Annotated in this window: 15 protein-coding genes; 4 read left to right on the forward strand and 11 right to left on the reverse strand. The window is 72.0% G+C overall.

Translation table 11 applies throughout. From position 1 onward, the window contains the following. Window positions 1-8 precede the first annotated feature (8 nt). From BX266_RS15930 to BX266_RS15945, 4 genes are all read right to left on the reverse strand, one after another. Entirely contained in the window at window positions 9-1715 is a 1707-nt protein-coding gene (locus BX266_RS15930) for an NAD(P)/FAD-dependent oxidoreductase (protein WP_099900452.1), read from the reverse strand. 64 nt (window positions 1716-1779) lie between these two features. Continuing rightward, window positions 1780-3255 (reverse strand): FAD-dependent monooxygenase, encoded by a 1476-nt coding sequence (locus tag BX266_RS15935; protein WP_099900454.1) that lies wholly within the window; start codon window positions 3253-3255, stop codon window positions 1780-1782. Between the two features lie 157 nt (window positions 3256-3412). Continuing rightward, complete coding sequence (locus BX266_RS15940; RefSeq protein WP_099900456.1) at window positions 3413-3811, reverse strand: pyridoxamine 5'-phosphate oxidase family protein; 399 nt, start codon at window positions 3809-3811, stop codon at window positions 3413-3415. 15 nt (window positions 3812-3826) lie between these two features. After that, window positions 3827-5308 carry an MFS transporter gene (locus BX266_RS15945; protein ID WP_099900458.1) on the reverse strand — a complete coding sequence of 494 codons (1482 nt, stop codon included), beginning with the start codon at window positions 5306-5308 and terminating at the stop codon, window positions 3827-3829. A gap of 143 nt (window positions 5309-5451) precedes the next feature. Here BX266_RS15945 and BX266_RS15950 point away from each other — a divergent pair, with 143 nt between their 5' ends. Then, a complete protein-coding gene (locus BX266_RS15950) occupies window positions 5452-5826 on the forward strand; it encodes a helix-turn-helix domain-containing protein (RefSeq protein ID WP_259464716.1) in 375 nt (124 codons plus the stop codon). Between the two features lie 7 nt (window positions 5827-5833). On the opposite strand, the gene BX266_RS15955 is transcribed toward BX266_RS15950, so the two are convergent. From BX266_RS15955 to BX266_RS15965, 3 genes are read right to left on the reverse strand one after another with little or no spacing between them, the layout of a single operon-like run. Beyond that, the gene (locus BX266_RS15955; protein ID WP_310794783.1) at window positions 5834-6355 is read right to left on the reverse strand and encodes a flavin reductase family protein; all 522 of its coding nucleotides are present in this window, start codon (window positions 6353-6355) and stop codon (window positions 5834-5836) included. 14 nt (window positions 6356-6369) lie between these two features. After that, window positions 6370-7707, reverse strand: a complete 1338-nt coding sequence (locus BX266_RS15960) for a cation:proton antiporter (protein WP_099907922.1) — start codon at window positions 7705-7707, stop codon at window positions 6370-6372. Continuing rightward, the gene (locus BX266_RS15965) at window positions 7707-8147 is read right to left on the reverse strand and encodes a nuclear transport factor 2 family protein (RefSeq protein ID WP_099900462.1); all 441 of its coding nucleotides are present in this window, start codon (window positions 8145-8147) and stop codon (window positions 7707-7709) included. Before BX266_RS15965 ends, BX266_RS15960 begins: the two co-directional genes overlap by 1 nt. A gap of 200 nt (window positions 8148-8347) precedes the next feature. Here BX266_RS15965 and BX266_RS15970 point away from each other — a divergent pair, with 200 nt between their 5' ends. From BX266_RS15970 to BX266_RS15980, 3 genes are all read left to right on the forward strand, one after another. Beyond that, window positions 8348-9043, forward strand: a complete 696-nt coding sequence (locus tag BX266_RS15970; RefSeq protein ID WP_099900464.1) for an antibiotic biosynthesis monooxygenase — start codon at window positions 8348-8350, stop codon at window positions 9041-9043. Window positions 9044-9168: 125 nt separating this feature from the next. Continuing rightward, entirely contained in the window at window positions 9169-10116 is a 948-nt protein-coding gene (locus tag BX266_RS15975) for an aromatase/cyclase (RefSeq protein ID WP_259464717.1), read from the forward strand. Continuing rightward, window positions 10113-10919, forward strand: coding sequence for a 4'-phosphopantetheinyl transferase superfamily protein (locus BX266_RS15980; RefSeq protein WP_099900468.1), 807 nt, complete (start codon window positions 10113-10115; stop codon window positions 10917-10919). Before BX266_RS15975 ends, BX266_RS15980 begins: the two co-directional genes overlap by 4 nt. Window positions 10920-10995: 76 nt before the next feature. Here BX266_RS15980 and BX266_RS15985 read toward each other — a convergent pair whose 3' ends face one another. From BX266_RS15985 to BX266_RS16000, 4 genes are read right to left on the reverse strand one after another with little or no spacing between them, the layout of a single operon-like run. Beyond that, window positions 10996-11253 carry an acyl-CoA carboxylase subunit epsilon gene (locus BX266_RS15985; RefSeq protein ID WP_099900470.1) on the reverse strand — a complete coding sequence of 86 codons (258 nt, stop codon included), beginning with the start codon at window positions 11251-11253 and terminating at the stop codon, window positions 10996-10998. Next, entirely contained in the window at window positions 11250-12815 is a 1566-nt protein-coding gene (locus tag BX266_RS15990) for an acyl-CoA carboxylase subunit beta (protein WP_099900472.1), read from the reverse strand. Before BX266_RS15990 ends, BX266_RS15985 begins: the two co-directional genes overlap by 4 nt. Beyond that, window positions 12815-14131, reverse strand: a complete 1317-nt coding sequence (locus tag BX266_RS15995) for an MFS transporter (protein WP_099900474.1) — start codon at window positions 14129-14131, stop codon at window positions 12815-12817. The genes BX266_RS15990 and BX266_RS15995 overlap by 1 nt, the downstream gene beginning before the upstream one ends. Window positions 14132-14134: 3 nt before the next feature. Beyond that, window positions 14135-15031, reverse strand: coding sequence for an alpha/beta hydrolase (locus BX266_RS16000; protein ID WP_099900476.1), 897 nt, complete (start codon window positions 15029-15031; stop codon window positions 14135-14137). Between the last annotated feature and the right edge of the window lie 25 nt (window positions 15032-15056).

The following is a 15056-nucleotide window of genomic DNA, read 5'->3' on the forward strand; positions in this document are numbered from 1 at the left end:
ACGGAAAATCAGGAGACCTTGCGGCCGCGCAGGCCCTGCCGGACGACGCCCTTGAGGAAGGACCGGCCCAGGTCGCGCATCTCCTTGGGACCGGAGGTGCTCGCCCACCACATGAACTTCATCATCGTGGGGGTGGTGGCCCGGTAGAACCGGTGGCTCTCGTCGTCCTTCCAGCCGAACGGCGTGTTGACCGACTCGCAGTCGCGGATGCCCTGGAAGACGAGGTCGGCGGCGGTGTCGCCGTCGATCTCGCCGGCCTCGTAGCGCTCGCAGGTCTCGGCGGTGAGGTCGATCAGGTGCTTGAACGCGTGGCTGTCCGGCCACCACAGCCCGGTGTACGGGGCGTTCTCCATCTCCTTGAAGTGCCGGTCGTCGCCGTCGAACTCGAAGTTCTGCCGGGCCATGATCTGGCGCATGGTGGCCGGGGTGGTGAAGCAGGCCCAGACCCGGAACACCGCGTTCCAGAGCCGGAAGTGCGAGAAGGCGATGTAGGAGCTGTTGACGATCTTGTCGTTGTAGTCCAACAGGCCCTGCTCCAGCTTCTCCACGTAGGCGAAGCGCTCCTCGGTGAAGTCGTCCTCGCGCAGCGCGTCCAGGACCCGCCAGGCGAGGGCGTCCACCACCTCGAAGGTGTTGGACAGGCCGCGCGAGTACAGCGGGTCGATGAAGCCCGCGGCGTGCGACATCAGGCACCAGCGGGCGCCGATGGTGCGCTTGGAGGAGTACTGGATGCGGTCGGTGGAGACCCACTCGCGGACCCGGCGCGCACCCTCGAACTGGCGCTTCACCGCCGGGTACAGGTCCAGGTACTTGTTGAACTCCTGCTCCGGCGTCAGGTCGGTCGGCTTCGGGTACAGCCGCTCGTCGAAGGTCAGGCCGACGCTGCACAGCGGGTTGCGGGAGTCCTGGTAGTTGTCGAACGGGATGATCCAGAACCAGCCGCGCTCGATCAGGTGGTGCAGCGTGCCGCCGTGGAACGGCGACTCCTCCGGCGGGCGCAGCGCCTGCGGGTAGTTGCACACGTCGTCGTACGGCTTGATGCCGATGTAGTGCGTGAACAGCGAGCGGGCGTGGTGCTTGTGCCGCGGCGGGTTGTCCCGCAGGTCGAACTTCTGCGCCAGCGGCGAGCGGAAGCCGCTCGCGTCGATCAGGTACTTGGCGCGGAACACCTCGCCGTTCTTGCCGGTGATGGTCACCCCGTCGTCGTCCACGTCGACGTCGACCGCCCACCAGTTCTGCCGCAGCTCGCAGCCGTACTTGGCGGCGACGCTCAGGTAGTACGAGTCGGTGTCCTGCCGGTAGAGGTGGATCGCCTCGGTGAGCATCTTCGGGATCACGAACATGGTCGCCTCGCGCGGGTCCGGCTCCCGGTTCGGGGTGTGCCGGACGAAGCCGAAGGACTGCTTGCGGCCGTGGTGCGGGCCGATGTTCTCGGTGATCGCCTTGATGTCGAGCATGTGCTTGATCTCGGGGACGTCGTAACGCGTCGCCAGGATGTGCAGCCACTCGACGAGTTGCGGGTTCTGCGACTCGCCGACCGCGAACCGCGGGTGCTGGCCCGCGTCGATCAGCGTCACCTTGACGCCCTGGCGGGCCAGGATCGCGCCCATCACGGACCCGGCCAGGCCGGAGCCGAGGATCGCGACGTCGCACTGGATGGGCTCTCCGGCGGCCTCGGGGGCCGGCTTCTTCGCTGCTTCGGTATCGGTCGGCATGACGCTCCTTCGTCGGGTTCGGGGCGGGCGCGGGCGGGTGCCCCCGCGGTCGGTCGCGGTCGGGTCAGCCGGCACGGCGGGGCTCGCCGAACCACTTGGTGAGGGCCTCGGCCAGGCCGGCCGTCGAGCCGTCCTCGGCCGCCGCCCAGGCCACGTAGCCGTCGGGGCGGACCAGCAGGGTGCGGGCGGCGCGCTCCTCGGCGGCGCTCGCGGCGACCACGTCGACCCGGTCGGCCCACGGCTCGGCCGCGGCCTTCAGCTCGGCGCCGCCGGTCAGGTCGAGCAGCAGCGGGCGGCCGGCGTGCAGCAGCTCGTAGCGGCTGGTGGCGGTGCCGTCCACGGTCAGCGCGGCGTCCGGGAGGCGGCGGCCGATCAGCGGGTCGTCGCCCTCGGCGGAGCCGTAGTCGATGTCCAGGCCGGTGACCATGCCGACCAGGTGGGTGCGGACGTCCTCGAGCTCGACCAGTTCGGCGAACAGGCCGCGCAGCGGGTCGGCCTCCGGGCCGCCGAGGTACAGGGTGCGCTGCACCAGGGTGTTCCAGACGATCCGCGAACCGACCAGGTGCCGCTCGGAGTGGTAGGTGTCCAGCAGGCCCTCGGGGGCGTGGCCCTTCAGCTCCGCGGCCAGCTTCCAGCCCAGGTTGACCACGTCGCCGACGGCGGCGCTGATGCCCTGCGCGCCGATCGGCAGGTGGATGTGCGCGGCGTCGCCGGCCAGGAACACCCGGCCGCTGCGGTAGCTCTCGGCGTGCCGGGAGGCGTCGGTGAAGTAGCTGGTCCACAGCGGCTTCGCGCCGCTGATGTCCTCGCCGGTGACCCGCTGGAACGCCTCGGCGACCTCGGTGAAGGTCGGCGGCTCCTGGGTGGCGCGCACCCCGGCGCCGCGCTCGTACACCACCACGCGGGTGGCCTGCGGGCCGAGCGGCAGCACCACGACCATGCCGGCCTCGCCGACCTCGCCGGTCGGACGCAGCTTCAGCTGCACGCCCGCGACGTCCGCCATCTTCATCTCGATGGTCGCGGACGCGCCGGGGAAGTCGATGCCGGCCTGCTTGCGGACGGTGGAGCGGGCGCCGTCGCAGCCCACCAGGTACTTGGCGCGCAGGGTCAGCGGGCCCTGCGGGCCGGCCACCTCGACGGTCACGCCGTCCTCGTCCTGCGTGAGCCCGGTCAGTTCGTGGCCCCGGCGCAGCTCGGCGCCCAGGCCGACCGCCCACTTGTGGATGATCGCCTCGGTGCGGGACTGCGGAACGCCGCGGACGCCGAAGTTGCCGCCCTCGACGATCCGGTAGTCGATCGGCAGGCCGCCGAAGTGGCCGAACGGAATGGTCTCCAGCTCACCGAACTCCTGGAGCAGGCCGCGCTGGCCGAATTCCTCGATGGTGCGCGCGGAGAATCCCAGCGCGCGCGACTGGAGCATCGGCTCGGTCAGCTTGTCCAGGACGATGACCGAAATTCCCTGCAGACGCAGTTCGCCTGCCAGCATCAATCCCGACGGACCAGCGCCGGAAATGATGACATCGGCGTCGAGCGGTTCCATTATTTCCCCTCCGACTGGTGTTTCTCCCAGTATTCCGAGGGGCCCGGCGAGACTGAATAGCCGCCGATACAGGACTCTGACAAGTTCGTCACGGCGGCCCCAACGCAGTGAGGAGGACGCCGGAATTCCGGCGTCCTCCTCGCGGTGCGCTGTTCGATCAGTACAGGCCCATCGCCTTGGTGACGGCGATCTCGATCACCGCCATCCGCGGCACCCGGGGCGGCAGCGCCCCGTAGCGGTTGGCGTAGCGGCGCATGCCCTCCAGCACCCGGGCCGGGTCGGTGTGGACCTCGGCGGTCCCCTCCAGGGTGATCCACCGGGGGCCGGCCAGCTGGCAGACCGACACGGGGGCGGCCGGTCCGCCGGCGATCACGTTCCGGGCCTTGCGGCGGTCCTCCACCGTCATGACCCGGGCGGTACAGGTGACGGGGTCCCAGGTGAAGCGGACCGGCGCCACGTGCGGGGTGCCGTTGGGGCGCACCGTGGTGAAGGTGCACAGGTGGTTCTCGGCGAGGAAGTGCTCCGCCGACGGGGAGAGCCGGAGCTGGGTGGGCATGTCGCCGGCCTCCCGTCAGCCGCGCGGCACCGGCGGCTCGCCGGTGGCCTTGGTGAAGGGCAGCAGGACCGCGGTGACCAGGAAGGCGACCGCGGCGAACACCCCGCCGACCAGGAAGGCGTCGTGGAAGACGTCGGTGCGGGCCTGGTTGACCAGCTCCGGCACGCCGTGCGCCTTCTCGGTGAGCTCGGCGACCCGGCGGAAGGCCCAGGTGGCGGCGACCGCGAGGCCGAGGGCGCCACCGACCTCCTGGGCGGTGTTGATCAGACCGGCGGCCAGGCCGGACTCCTTCTCCTCGCTGCCGGCGAAGGCCGAGACCTGCACCGGGACGAAGGAGGCGCCGAGGCCCAGGCCCATCAGGGCGAAGGCGGGCAGGATGTCGGTCAGGTAGGAGGCGTCCACCGGGGCCCGCCACAGCATCAGCATGCCCGCGGTGGCCAGCGCCAGACCGACCATCAGGACCGGCTTGGCGGCGACCTTGGTGACCACCTGGGAGGCCACGCCGGCGCCGACCGCGGTGAGCAGGGCGAGCGGCACGTAGGCGAAACCGGTGCGCATGGCGGAGTAGTCCAGGACCTGCTGCAGGAAGAGCGAGGCGAAGAAGAACAGGGTGACGCAGGTGCCGAGCAGCAGGATCGCGATCACGTTCGCGGCCCGCAGCGACTTGCGGCGGAAGATCGAGAACGGGATCAGCGGGTTCGCGGCGCGGCGCTCGATGACCACGAAGGCGATCAGCAGCAGGGCCACCAGGGCGAAGCCGCCGTAGATCCGGCCGTAGGGCAGGTCGCCGTCGGAGACGGTCTGGCCCAGGGTGAAGATCAGCAGGATCAGCGCGGCGGTGAGCGAGACGGCGCCGGCCAGGTCGAAGGAGCGGGTGCGCTCGGCGGACTTGCTCTCGGCGATCACCTTGGGGGCGAGCAGGGCGCCGATCAGGCCGATCGGAACGTTGATGAAGAACACCCAGCGCCAGCCGGGGCCGTCGGTGAGGATGCCGCCGAGGGTCACGCCGACCACGGCCGCGAGACCGGAGAGCGCGCCCCACGCGCCGAGCGCCTTGTTGCGCTCGGCGCCCTCCTCAAAGTTGACGGTGAGCAGGGAGAGCGCGGAGGTGGCGATGAACGCGGCGCCGAGGCCCTGGGCGCCGCGCGAGGCGATCAGCATCCAGGCGTTCTGGCCGATACCGGCGACCAGCGAGGACAGCGCGAACAGGACCAGTCCGGTCTGCAGCATGCGGCGACGGCCGAAAGTGTCGGCGAGCCGGCCCGACAGCAGCAGGAAGCCGCCGAGCACCATGCCGTAGGTGGTGACCACGTACTCGAGGGTGGTCTGGGAGATGTGGAGCTCGTCCTCGATGGTCGGCAGGGCGACGTTGACGATCGAGACGTCGAGGAAGGTCATGAAGCCTGCCAGGCACAGGAACGCCAGGATCAGGCCGGGGCGGCGAGCCGGTCCGGCCGCGGGGGCGGCCGAGGTCCGCAGGGTCTCTTGCACGGACATCTCACTCCTTGGGAGACGCGTAGGGCGGGGTCTGGGGATGGAGCGGGTCGCTAGCTGTTGGAAAGCTAGCACCCTTGGTAAAGTAGGTACCTAGAGGAAAGTGACTACCGAGAGGGTGTGGGACCGCGATGCAGGGAGAAACCATGACGCCGCACGGCGCGAAGGGCGGCGGCGTGCAGGCCTGCCCGATCACCCCGGTGCTGGACATCGTGTTCAGCCGCTGGACGACGCCGATCCTGTGGACGCTGAACCAGTTCGGCCGGCAGCGCTTCGTCGAGCTGCACCGCAACATCGGCGCCATCACTGCGAAGGTGCTCACCCAGCGCCTGCGCCAACTGGAGCGCGACGGCCTGGTGGTGCGCACCTACTACCCCGAGGTCCCGCCGCGGGTCGAGTACGAGATCAGCGAGCTCGGCCGCAGCCTGGCCCCGCTGTTCGCCGCACTCACCGACTGGTCCTCGGAACACCTGGTGGAGGTGGAGCGGGCCCGCACCGCGTTCGACGGGGCCGACGCCTGACCGCACGTCAGCTCCCGGTCGCGGCGAGGCCGTGCATCGCACCCTGGAAGAAGATCAGCGGGGCCTCCTGCTCCTCGGAACTGCCCAGGCCGACCACCTCGCCGAGCAGTATCGAGTGGTCCCCGCCGTCGTACTCGGCGGCCAGCCGGCACTCCAGGTGGGCCAGCGCCCCGCTGAGCACCGGCTGCCCGGACGGGGCGCGGTGGTGCGCCACCTCGTCCAGCCGGGCGGTCTGCTTGCCCGCGAACGCCCAGGCCAGGCGCTCCTGCTGGTGCGTCAGGAAGTTCACCGTGAAGCCCTGGGAGCGCTGGACCACCGGCAGCAGCCGGGAGTTCTCGTGCAGGCAGATCAGCACCAGCGGCGGCTCCAGCGAGACCGAGGTGAAGGAGTTCACCGTGGTGCCGGCCGCGCCCTCGTCGTCGCCCGCGGTGATCACGGTGACTCCGGTGGCGAAGTGCCCGCACACCTGGCGCAGCGCCGCGCCGTCGATCGCCGGGCGCGGGATGTCGAGTTGCGTCTCATGGATCACGACGGACCTCCAGGTCAGACCCGCGGCTCGATGACGTCCGCGAGGGGTTCGGATCGCTCGGTGTCGGCGGCCCGGACGGGTGCGCCGGCGGGGACGGGCTCCTCGGCCGCGAGGCGGCGGGACAGCAGCGGCCCGGCCATCGCGGTGGTGACCAGCGCCATGATCACCAGCATGGTGAACATCCGGCCGTCCAGGACGCCCAGGCTGACGGCCGCGTTCAGGATGATCAGCTCGGTCAGGCCGCGGGTGTTCATCAGCAGCCCGAGGTCGAAGGACTCCCGCCAGTTGAAGCCGGCCAGCCGGGCCGGCAGCAGCGCGCCCGCCAGCTTGCCGACGCACGCCACCGCGATGATCGCGACCAGCGCGACCCAGTCGCCGGAGGTCAGCGCGCCGAGGTCGACGCCGAGACCGGTGATGATGAAGAACACCGGCAGCAGCACCACGCTGACGTTCTCCAGCGGGCGGCGGGTGTGCTCGATCAGCACCCGGGCGGGCTCCCGGGGCATCACGAAGCCGAACAGGAACGCGCCGAAGATGGCGTGGATGCCGATCCAGGTGGTCACCCAGGCCGACACCATCGCGCCCGCGCAGAGCACCGCCAGCAGCAGCGACCAGCGCTCCGCCGCGGCGAGCCGCCACATCAGCCAGGCCGCCGCGGGCCGCACCACCAGCAGCATGGCGGCCAGGTAGACCAGGCTGAGCGCGCCGATCCGCAGCAGGTCGCGGTAGTCGCCGTTCGAGCTGACCAGCGCCGACACCCAGGCCAGCAGGCACCAGGCGAGCAGGTCGTCGACGGCGGCGGCGCCCAGCGACAGCGAACCGACCCGGGTGCCCATCAGCCGGTTCTCGCTGATGATCCGGGCCAGCACCGGGAACGCGGTGATGGACATCGCGGTGCCCAGGAAGGTGGCGAAGGCGGAGAACGGGATGGTCCGGCCCGCGACCGTCATGTGCTCCGGGTAGAGGAACACCGCCAGGCCGGCGCCGAGGCCGAAGGCCAGCGCGATGGACAGCAGCGACACCCCGAGCGCCAGCCCGGCGTGCGGCTTGATCAGGCGCTTCTCGAACTCCCAGCCGACCAGGAACATGAACAGCACCAGGCCGACCTGGGAGACCGCCGACAGCAGCGGCCGGACGTCGGTCGGGAACAGCTTGTGGGTGAGGTCGCCGGGGAACAGCCCGAGCAGGCTCGGGCCGAGCGCGATGCCGGCCAGGATCTCGCCGACCACCACGGGCTGGCGGACCTTCTGCACCAGCCGCCCGAACACGGCGCCGACCAGCAGCACCACGCCGATGTCGGCGAGCATCGTGGCCAGCCGCAGCTCGGCCGGGCCGGCCGCGGAGGCGAGCATCACGACGGGCCCCCGGCGGGTCGGCCGCGGGTCCACAGCACCTTGAACTCCAGGTCGGCCAGCCGCCAGCCGGCGCCGGTGCGAACGGCCACCGCGGTGGCCAGGGTGCCGGCCTGGAACATCGGGTCGCCCCCGGTGCCGGGGTGGTGGACGTGGCTGGCGATCACGTTGGCGCGCAGCACCGCCCGGCCGTCCCCGGTCCGCTCCAGCACCGCGGAGGAGCCGAGGTGCTGGTGGGAGGCGAACTTGTCGAGCGAGGCCCGGTGCCAGGCGACCAGCCCGTCCAGGCCGCGGTGGCCGCTGATCGGGAACGCCACCCGGGCGTCCTCGGTGAACAGCGCGCGCATCCAGTCGTCGTCGATCTTGTCGTCGTCCAGACCGATGAGGTACCGGTCCAGCAGAGCGCGTATCTCGGATTCTTCTTCCCATGGAGGCTGCATTCTCCGAGGATGCACCGCGACCGCCCGCGCGAGACAGCCGCTTTTCATATTCCTGACAGAGCGCGGGCGAATCCGTGACACGACCGCCCCGACCTTGGCAAATACACCGCCAGTCCTGAAAAGCCGAGCCTTTCCGACCGGCCCGCGGACTTGTCAGACTTTCATTCGACCGCCGTTCCGTCGACGAAAGTGATGAGAGAATGCCGAAGATCTCCGCCGATGGCCAGCACCTCACCGTCCTGAACGTATTCGCGACCGACGCCCCGGAGAAGCAGGAGAAGCTGCTCGCCGCGATGCGCGAGATCGTGGACGCCGCCGCGTACGAGGGCTGGATCTCCAGCACCGTGCACTCGGGCCAGGACAAGTTCGGTACCTGCAACTTCATCCAGTGGCGCAGCACCGAGGACCTGGAGACCCGTTACCAGGGCGAGGAGTTCAAGCACCGCACCCTGCCGCTGTTCGGTGAGATCACCACCTCGATCCGGCTGCTGCAGAACGAGATCGTCTTCACCCAGCAGAAGGACTCCACCGACGGTCTCACCGAGATCTCCCCGGACCGCGACGACTACACCGTGGTCGACCTGATCGGCGTCGAGGAGGCCGACCAGGAGGAGCTGCTCGAGCTGCTCGGCGAGGGCCAGGAGTGGCTGTCCTCGGTGCCCGGCTACCGCACCCACACCGTGCTGCGCGGCCTGCGGGCCCGTGGCCTGGAGGGCAAGTTCGTCGTCCAGTACGCGCAGTGGGACAGCGAGGAGGCGTTCCGCGCCCACCGCGACCAGGCCGACGCGGCGAAGTCCCCGGAGCGTCAGAAGGTCGACGCCCGGGTCGCCGAGCTGGCCACCTGGACCGACCAGAACACCTACCGGGTGGTCCACACCCGCGCCGCCGGGGTGTGACCCGGTCGGCGGGTCGGCCCGCCGTCCCCTGAACCGGCCGCTGCCTGGTCCCCCCTCCAGGCAGCGGCCTTTCGGCGCATCACCGCCCGGTGCCGCGCCCGAACCCCTACCGAGAAGGACCCACTGTGACTGTGCAGATCACCGAGGTGCGCCACACCGCGCACGAGATCGAGATCGACGTTCCGGCGGACACCGTCCACCGCCTGCTGGCCGAGGTGTCCGAGTGGCCGCGGATCTTCCCGTCGGTCGTCGCCGTCGAGCACGAGGACGCGCCCGCGGGCGAACAGCGGCTGCGGATATGGGACGTGGTCGACGGCGCGCCGCGCGAGCGCCCGCTGCGCCGGATCGTCGAGCCGGCCGCGCTCCGGATCAACTTCCAGGAGCTGGCGGCCGAACCGCCGGCCACCGGGCTCGGCGGCGCCTGGCTGGTCGAGCCGCTCGGCCCGGGACGCAGCCGGGTCCGGCTGCTGCACGAGTTCCAGGCCGCCACCGAGGCGGACCTGGCGCTGCTGCACGCCCGGGTGGAGGAGTTCGGCCGTTCCGAGTTGGCGGGTCTGAAGCGGAACGTGGAGTTCGCGCACGCCGCCGAGGCCGCCACCTTCTCCTTCGAGGACACCGTCGAGATCGCCGCCAAGCCCGACGAGGTCTACGACTTCATCGACCGCGCCGACCTCTGGGCCGAACGCCTCCCGCACGTCGCCGCCGTCCGCCTCACCGAGGACACCCCCCACCTCCAGACCCTGGAGATGGACACCCGCGCCAAGGACGGCAGCACCCACACCACCAAATCCCACCGCGTCACCACACCCGGCCAACGCATCGCCTACAAGCAGGTCACCCTCCCCGCCCTCCTCGCCCTCCACACCGGCCGCTGGACCTTCACCCCCACCCCCGACGGCACCACCACCGCCACCTCCCAACACACCGTCACCATCAACACCGACCGCATCACCGACATCCTCGGACCCCACGCCACCCTCCACGACGCCCGCACCTACGTCCACGACGCCCTCTCCACCAACAGCCGCGCCACCCTCCACCACGCCAAGGCCCACACGGAGGGCGGACGTTGACAACCACTCATCCCCCGAACGGGGCGCGGACCCCGCTGGACATCTGGCTGCTGCCGCCGCCGGACTCCCCCAGGGACATCCCCGCCACCGAGCTCAACGCGTACGAGCGGCACCGCGCCGAGTCCTACCGGCGCACCGACGACCGGCAGATGTACCTGGCCGCGCACGTCGGCCTGCGCCGGGTGCTCGCCGTCTACACCGGCATCGACCCCGAGCACCTGCGGCTGGGCGGTGAGCGGTACGACGGCAACGGCGCCCGGCAGGGGCGTCCGCGGGTGCTCGGCGTGCCGGGCGCGCCGCAGTTCTCGCTGTCGCACAGCCACGGGCTGGCGCTGGTCGTGGTCTCCGAGGACCGGGTCGGCGCGGACGTGCAGCGGCTGCCGTCGCCGCAGACCGTGGCGGCCGTGCTGCCCTCGCTGCACCCGGCGGAGCAGATCGAGCTGGAGTCGCTGCCGCCCGCCGAGCAGCCGGCCGCGTTCGGCCGGCTCTGGGTGCGCAAGGAGGCCTACCTGAAAGGGCTGGGCACCGGGCTGGCCCGCGGCGCGGACGCCGACTACCTCGGCGAGGCGGGCCTCGCGGCGCGCCCCGCCGGCTGGGTGGTCGGCAACCTGCCGCTGTGCCTGTCGCACGTCGCCGCGGTCGCCCTGCGCGGCGACGGCGACCGGGCGATCGTGATGCGGTCGGTGCCGCCGGAGTACCTGTACGCGGCGCACGGCGCGGTCCGGCTGATCGCCGGCATGCCGCCGGGGCTGCGCACCGTGCTGCGTGCGGCGCCCAGCCAGGACCGGGCCGTCGCGCCCTGACCGGAAACGCCCGAAGGGGCGCGGAGTTCGGGTGAACTCCGCGCCCCCTCGACGTGGCCGGCCTGCCGACGTGACGTCAGGCCACCGCCTGCCAGCTGCGCGGCCCCTCGAAGCCGGGGATCCGCTCGGGCCGCCACCACAGCGGCTCGGGCACGCACCCGGCCTCCTCGGCGACCCGGCGGGCCTCCCGGTCCACCGCGCAGCGGGCCAGCAGCACGGCGGTCAGCACCGCCAGCTCCTCCTCGCTCGGCCGGCCGTGCTCGACCCGCAGCAGCGACTCGACGTGCAGCACCTCGTCCGGGACGCCCCCGCTGGGGCCCAGCAGCGCGCTCACTGCGGCGGGTTGCCGTGCTTGCGGCGCGGCAGCTCGGCGTGCTTGGTGGTCAGCATGGCCAGCGACCTGGCCAGCATCAGCCGGGTCTCGCGCGGGTCGATGACCTCGTCGATCAGGCCCCGCTCGGCCGCGTAGTAGGGGTGGACCAGTTCGCGCTTGTACTGGTCGATCTTCTCCCGGCGCATCTCGTCCGGGTCGGCCGCCGCCGCGATCTCGCGGCGGAACACCACGTTGGCCGCGCCGTCCGCGCCCATCACGGCGATCTCGTTGCCGGGCCAGGCCAGTGCCACGTCGGCGCCGATCGAGCGGGAGTCCATCACGATGTACGCGCCGCCGTAGGCCTTGCGCAGCACCACCGACACCCGGGGCACGGTGGCGTTGCAGTACGCGTACAGCAGCTTGGCGCCGCGCCGGATGATGCCGTCGTGCTCCTGGTCGACGCCGGGCAGGAAGCCGGGGACGTCCACCAGGGTGACCAGCGGGATGTTGAAGGCGTCGCAGAACTGGACGAACCGCGCGCCCTTCTCGCTGGCCTTGATGTCCAGCACGCCGGCCATCGCGATCGGCTGGTTGGCGACGATGCCGACGGTCCGGCCGTCGATCCGGGCCAGCGCGCAGACGATGTTCTGCGCCCAGAAGGCGTGCACCTCCAGGTACTCGCCGTCGTCGACGAGCTCCTCGATCACGGTGCGGATGTCGTAGGAGCGGTTGCCGTCCGCCGGGACCAGGTCGAGCAGCGCGTCCGCCGGCCGGTCGGCCGGGTCGACGGCCGCGACGACGGGCGGCAGCTCGCGGTTGTTGGCGGGCAGCAGCGACAGCAGGTAGCGGACCTCGGCGAGGCAGCTCTCCTCGTCGTCGTGGACGAAGTGCGCGACACCGGAGGTGCCGCCGTGCACGTCGGCGCCGCCGAGGCCGTTCTGGCTGATCTCCTCGCCGGTGACCGCCCGCACCACGTCGGGGCCGGTGATGAACATCTGCGAGATGTCGCGGACCGCGAACACGAAGTCGGTCAGCGCCGGCGAGTACGCCGCGCCGCCCGCGCACGGGCCGAGCATCACGCTGATCTGCGGAATCACCCCCGAAGCCTTGGTGTTGCGCTGGAAGATGCCGCCGTAGCCGGCCAGCGCGCTGACGCCCTCCTGGATCCGGGCGCCGGCGCCGTCGTTCAGCGACACCAGGGGCGCGCCGGCCGAGATGGCCATGTCCATCAGCTTGTGGATCTTCTGCGCGTGGGCCTCGCCCAGCGCACCGCCGAACACCCGGAAGTCGTGCGCGTACACGAAGACCGTGCGTCCGTCGACGGTGCCCCAGCCGGTGACCACACCGTCGCCGTAGGGTTTGCGGCGTTCCAGGCCGAAACCGGTGGCGCGGTGGCGGCGGAGCGACTCCACCTCGGTGAAACTGCCCTTGTCCAGCAGCAGGTCGATCCGCTCACGGGCGGTCAACTTGCCCTTCTTGTGCTGGCGTTCGGTCGCCTGCGGGTCCTCCCCCTCACGGGCGGCGATCCTTCGTCTGGTCAGCTCCTCCAGCGGACCGGGCGACTCGGTGAGTACGGCTTCCATCAGCTTTTCTCCATTTCCGAGACGAGTTTCGATTCAACGTCCGACGTTCCGTCAGAAAGCCTGAGCGCCGGTGGGACAGGGCTCGTGCGGCCCCGCCCCAACGACAGCAGGGGGAGGGCGGCCAGGGCGACGGCCAGGCCCCCCAGGCAGAGACCGACCCGCACACCCAGCCGCTCGGCGACCAGGCCGAACAACAGCGCGCCGAGCGGGGTCGACCCCTGCAAAATCAGCGTGTAGAGCGCCATCACGCGGCCGCGCAGGGCCGCTGCGCTGCCGAGCTGCACGCGGTGGTTGGCGGCCTGCGCGAAGTACACGGCCGCGAACCCGGTCAGGACCAGGGCGCCGGCCGCCGCGGCGGCGCTCGGCGCCAGGCCGGTGGCGGCCTCCAGCAGGCCCAGTGCCAGCGCCGAGCCGGCCACCGCGCGCGCCGCCGGACGGCCGGTGCGCATCGTGGTGGCCAGCGCGGCCGCCAGCGACCCGGCGGCGAACGCCGTTGACAGCAGCCCGAACGCCGCCGGGTCGTCGTGGAACCAGCCCTTGGCGAGCAGGGGCAGGCTGAGCTGGAAGGTGAACGCGAACACGCCGGCCGCGGCCAGCAGCAGCAGGGTGGCCAGCAGGTCGGGGCGGCCGCGGACGTACCGCAGCCCGTCCGAGACCCGGCTCTCCCGGCCCGGGCCCGGCCCGCGGAGCAGTTCGGCTGGCCGGATCAGCAGCAGCCCGGTGACGGTGCCCGCGTAGCTGACCGCGTTCAGCAGCATCACGCCGCCGGGCCCGGCCGCGCCGATCAGCACCCCGGCCAGCGCCGGGCCGGCCACCCGGGCCACGTTGAAGTAGGCGGCGCTCAGCGCGGACGCGTTCGGCAGCAGGTCGCCGCCGACCAGCTCGCTGACGAAGGACATCCGGGTCGGCACCTCGACCGCGTTGACCACGCCGAGGCCCAGCGCGCAGGCGTACACCGCGCCGAGCCCGGCGCTGCCGGTGAGCACCGGCACCGCCAGGGCCAGCGAGAGCGCGGCGGAGGCCAGGTTGGCGGCCACCAGCAGCCGCCGCTTGTCGTACCGGTCGGCGAGCCGGCCGCCGTACAGGGTCAGCAGCGCCATCGGCGCGAACTGCAGGGCGGTGACCGTGCCCAGGGCGGTGGCGGAGTCCCCGGTGAGGGAGAGCACCAGCCAGTCCTGGGCGGTGGCCATCATCCAGGTGCCGGCCACCGACACCACCTGGCCGATCGCGAACAGCCGGAAGTTGCGCACCCCCAGCGAGCGGAACGGCACGGTGGCGGCCCTGCTGACGGACCGTAGGACGGTGGACCGGGGCATCGTTCAGCCGCCCGCCGCCGCGCTCGCCGCGCGTCCGGCCAGGCACTCCTCGAAGAAGGACAGCGCCTGCAGGTGGTAGGCCCGGGCGGTCCAGCCCAGGCTGATGTTGTGGCCCGCGGCCCGCTGCCGGTGCACCGACACCGCCGGGGCGGCCGCGAACTGGGCCGCCAGCTCGGCGAGTTCGCCGTCGTCGTGGCGCCACCAGAGCTCCACCTCGGCGAACGTCAGCCGCACCGGCACCCGCACCCGGGCGGCCAGCTCGGCGAACCGGGCCGGCCACTGGGCGGCCTCCGCGCGCTCGCGCGGCGGCATCGGGCGGACCATCGCGTCGGCGTCCCGGAAGGTGTTCGGCGGGTAGTAGCGCAGCGCGCCCCAGTTGCGCCGCCAGTGCGCCTTCTGCGGGGCGGTGTTCAGCAGGTCGGGGTCGACCGCGTAGTCCCGGCCCAGCCCGGACACGTCCAGGCCGAGCAGCGGCGGCTCGCCGTCGACGGCCGGTCCGGCGGCGTGGGTGAGCGCCAGCTTGCCGCCGAAGGAGTGCGCCAGCAGGAACACGCCCTCGCCGACGGCGTGTTCGCGGGCGAACGCGGCCACCGCGGCGTGCAGCGCCGCGCCCTGCTCGGCCAGCGTGCGGCCGCCGGGGGCGGCGGCCGCGGAGTCCCCGTAGCCGGGCCGGTCCACCGCCAGCACCGTGTACCCGAGGTCGGCGCCCAGGGTGAGCAGCGACAGGTCGGGGTGCGCCTGGCCGTGGAAGTAGCCGGCGCTGGTGCCGCCGCCGTGCACGGCGAGCACGGTGGCCCGGGGCGGGCCGGCCGGCTCGGCGAGCAGCGCCGACAGCGTCAGGTCGCCGCCGGACAGCGAGATCCGCCGGACGGCGCCGCGCGGCGGAGCGACGGTGCTCATGGCCGCCTCCCGGCGGTTCGCGCGC

The organism is Streptomyces sp. TLI_171 (genome assembly GCF_003610255.1).
GTDB lineage: Bacteria > Actinomycetota > Actinomycetes > Streptomycetales > Streptomycetaceae > Kitasatospora.

What these genes read in the sequence shown, in the direction of transcription:
- BX266_RS15965 (WP_099900462.1), bottom strand. Translation starts at nt 8,147, where the DNA reads ATGCAGCCTCCATGGGAAGAAGAATCCGAGATACGCGCTCTGCTGGAC.
- BX266_RS15945 (WP_099900458.1), bottom strand. Translation starts at nt 5,308, where the DNA reads ATGTCCGTGCAAGAGACCCTGCGGACCTCGGCCGCCCCCGCGGCCGGA.
- BX266_RS15950 (WP_259464716.1), top strand. Translation starts at nt 5,452, where the DNA reads ATGACGCCGCACGGCGCGAAGGGCGGCGGCGTGCAGGCCTGCCCGATC.
- BX266_RS15970 (WP_099900464.1), top strand. Translation starts at nt 8,348, where the DNA reads ATGCCGAAGATCTCCGCCGATGGCCAGCACCTCACCGTCCTGAACGTA.
- BX266_RS15960 (WP_099907922.1), bottom strand. Translation starts at nt 7,707, where the DNA reads ATGCTCGCCTCCGCGGCCGGCCCGGCCGAGCTGCGGCTGGCCACGATG.
- BX266_RS15930 (WP_099900452.1), bottom strand. Translation starts at nt 1,715, where the DNA reads ATGCCGACCGATACCGAAGCAGCGAAGAAGCCGGCCCCCGAGGCCGCC.
- BX266_RS15990 (WP_099900472.1), bottom strand. Translation starts at nt 12,815, where the DNA reads ATGGAAGCCGTACTCACCGAGTCGCCCGGTCCGCTGGAGGAGCTGACC.
- BX266_RS16000 (WP_099900476.1), bottom strand. Translation starts at nt 15,031, where the DNA reads ATGAGCACCGTCGCTCCGCCGCGCGGCGCCGTCCGGCGGATCTCGCTG.
- BX266_RS15940 (WP_099900456.1), bottom strand. Translation starts at nt 3,811, where the DNA reads ATGCCCACCCAGCTCCGGCTCTCCCCGTCGGCGGAGCACTTCCTCGCC.
- BX266_RS15935 (WP_099900454.1), bottom strand. Translation starts at nt 3,255, where the DNA reads ATGGAACCGCTCGACGCCGATGTCATCATTTCCGGCGCTGGTCCGTCG.
- BX266_RS15995 (WP_099900474.1), bottom strand. Translation starts at nt 14,131, where the DNA reads ATGCCCCGGTCCACCGTCCTACGGTCCGTCAGCAGGGCCGCCACCGTG.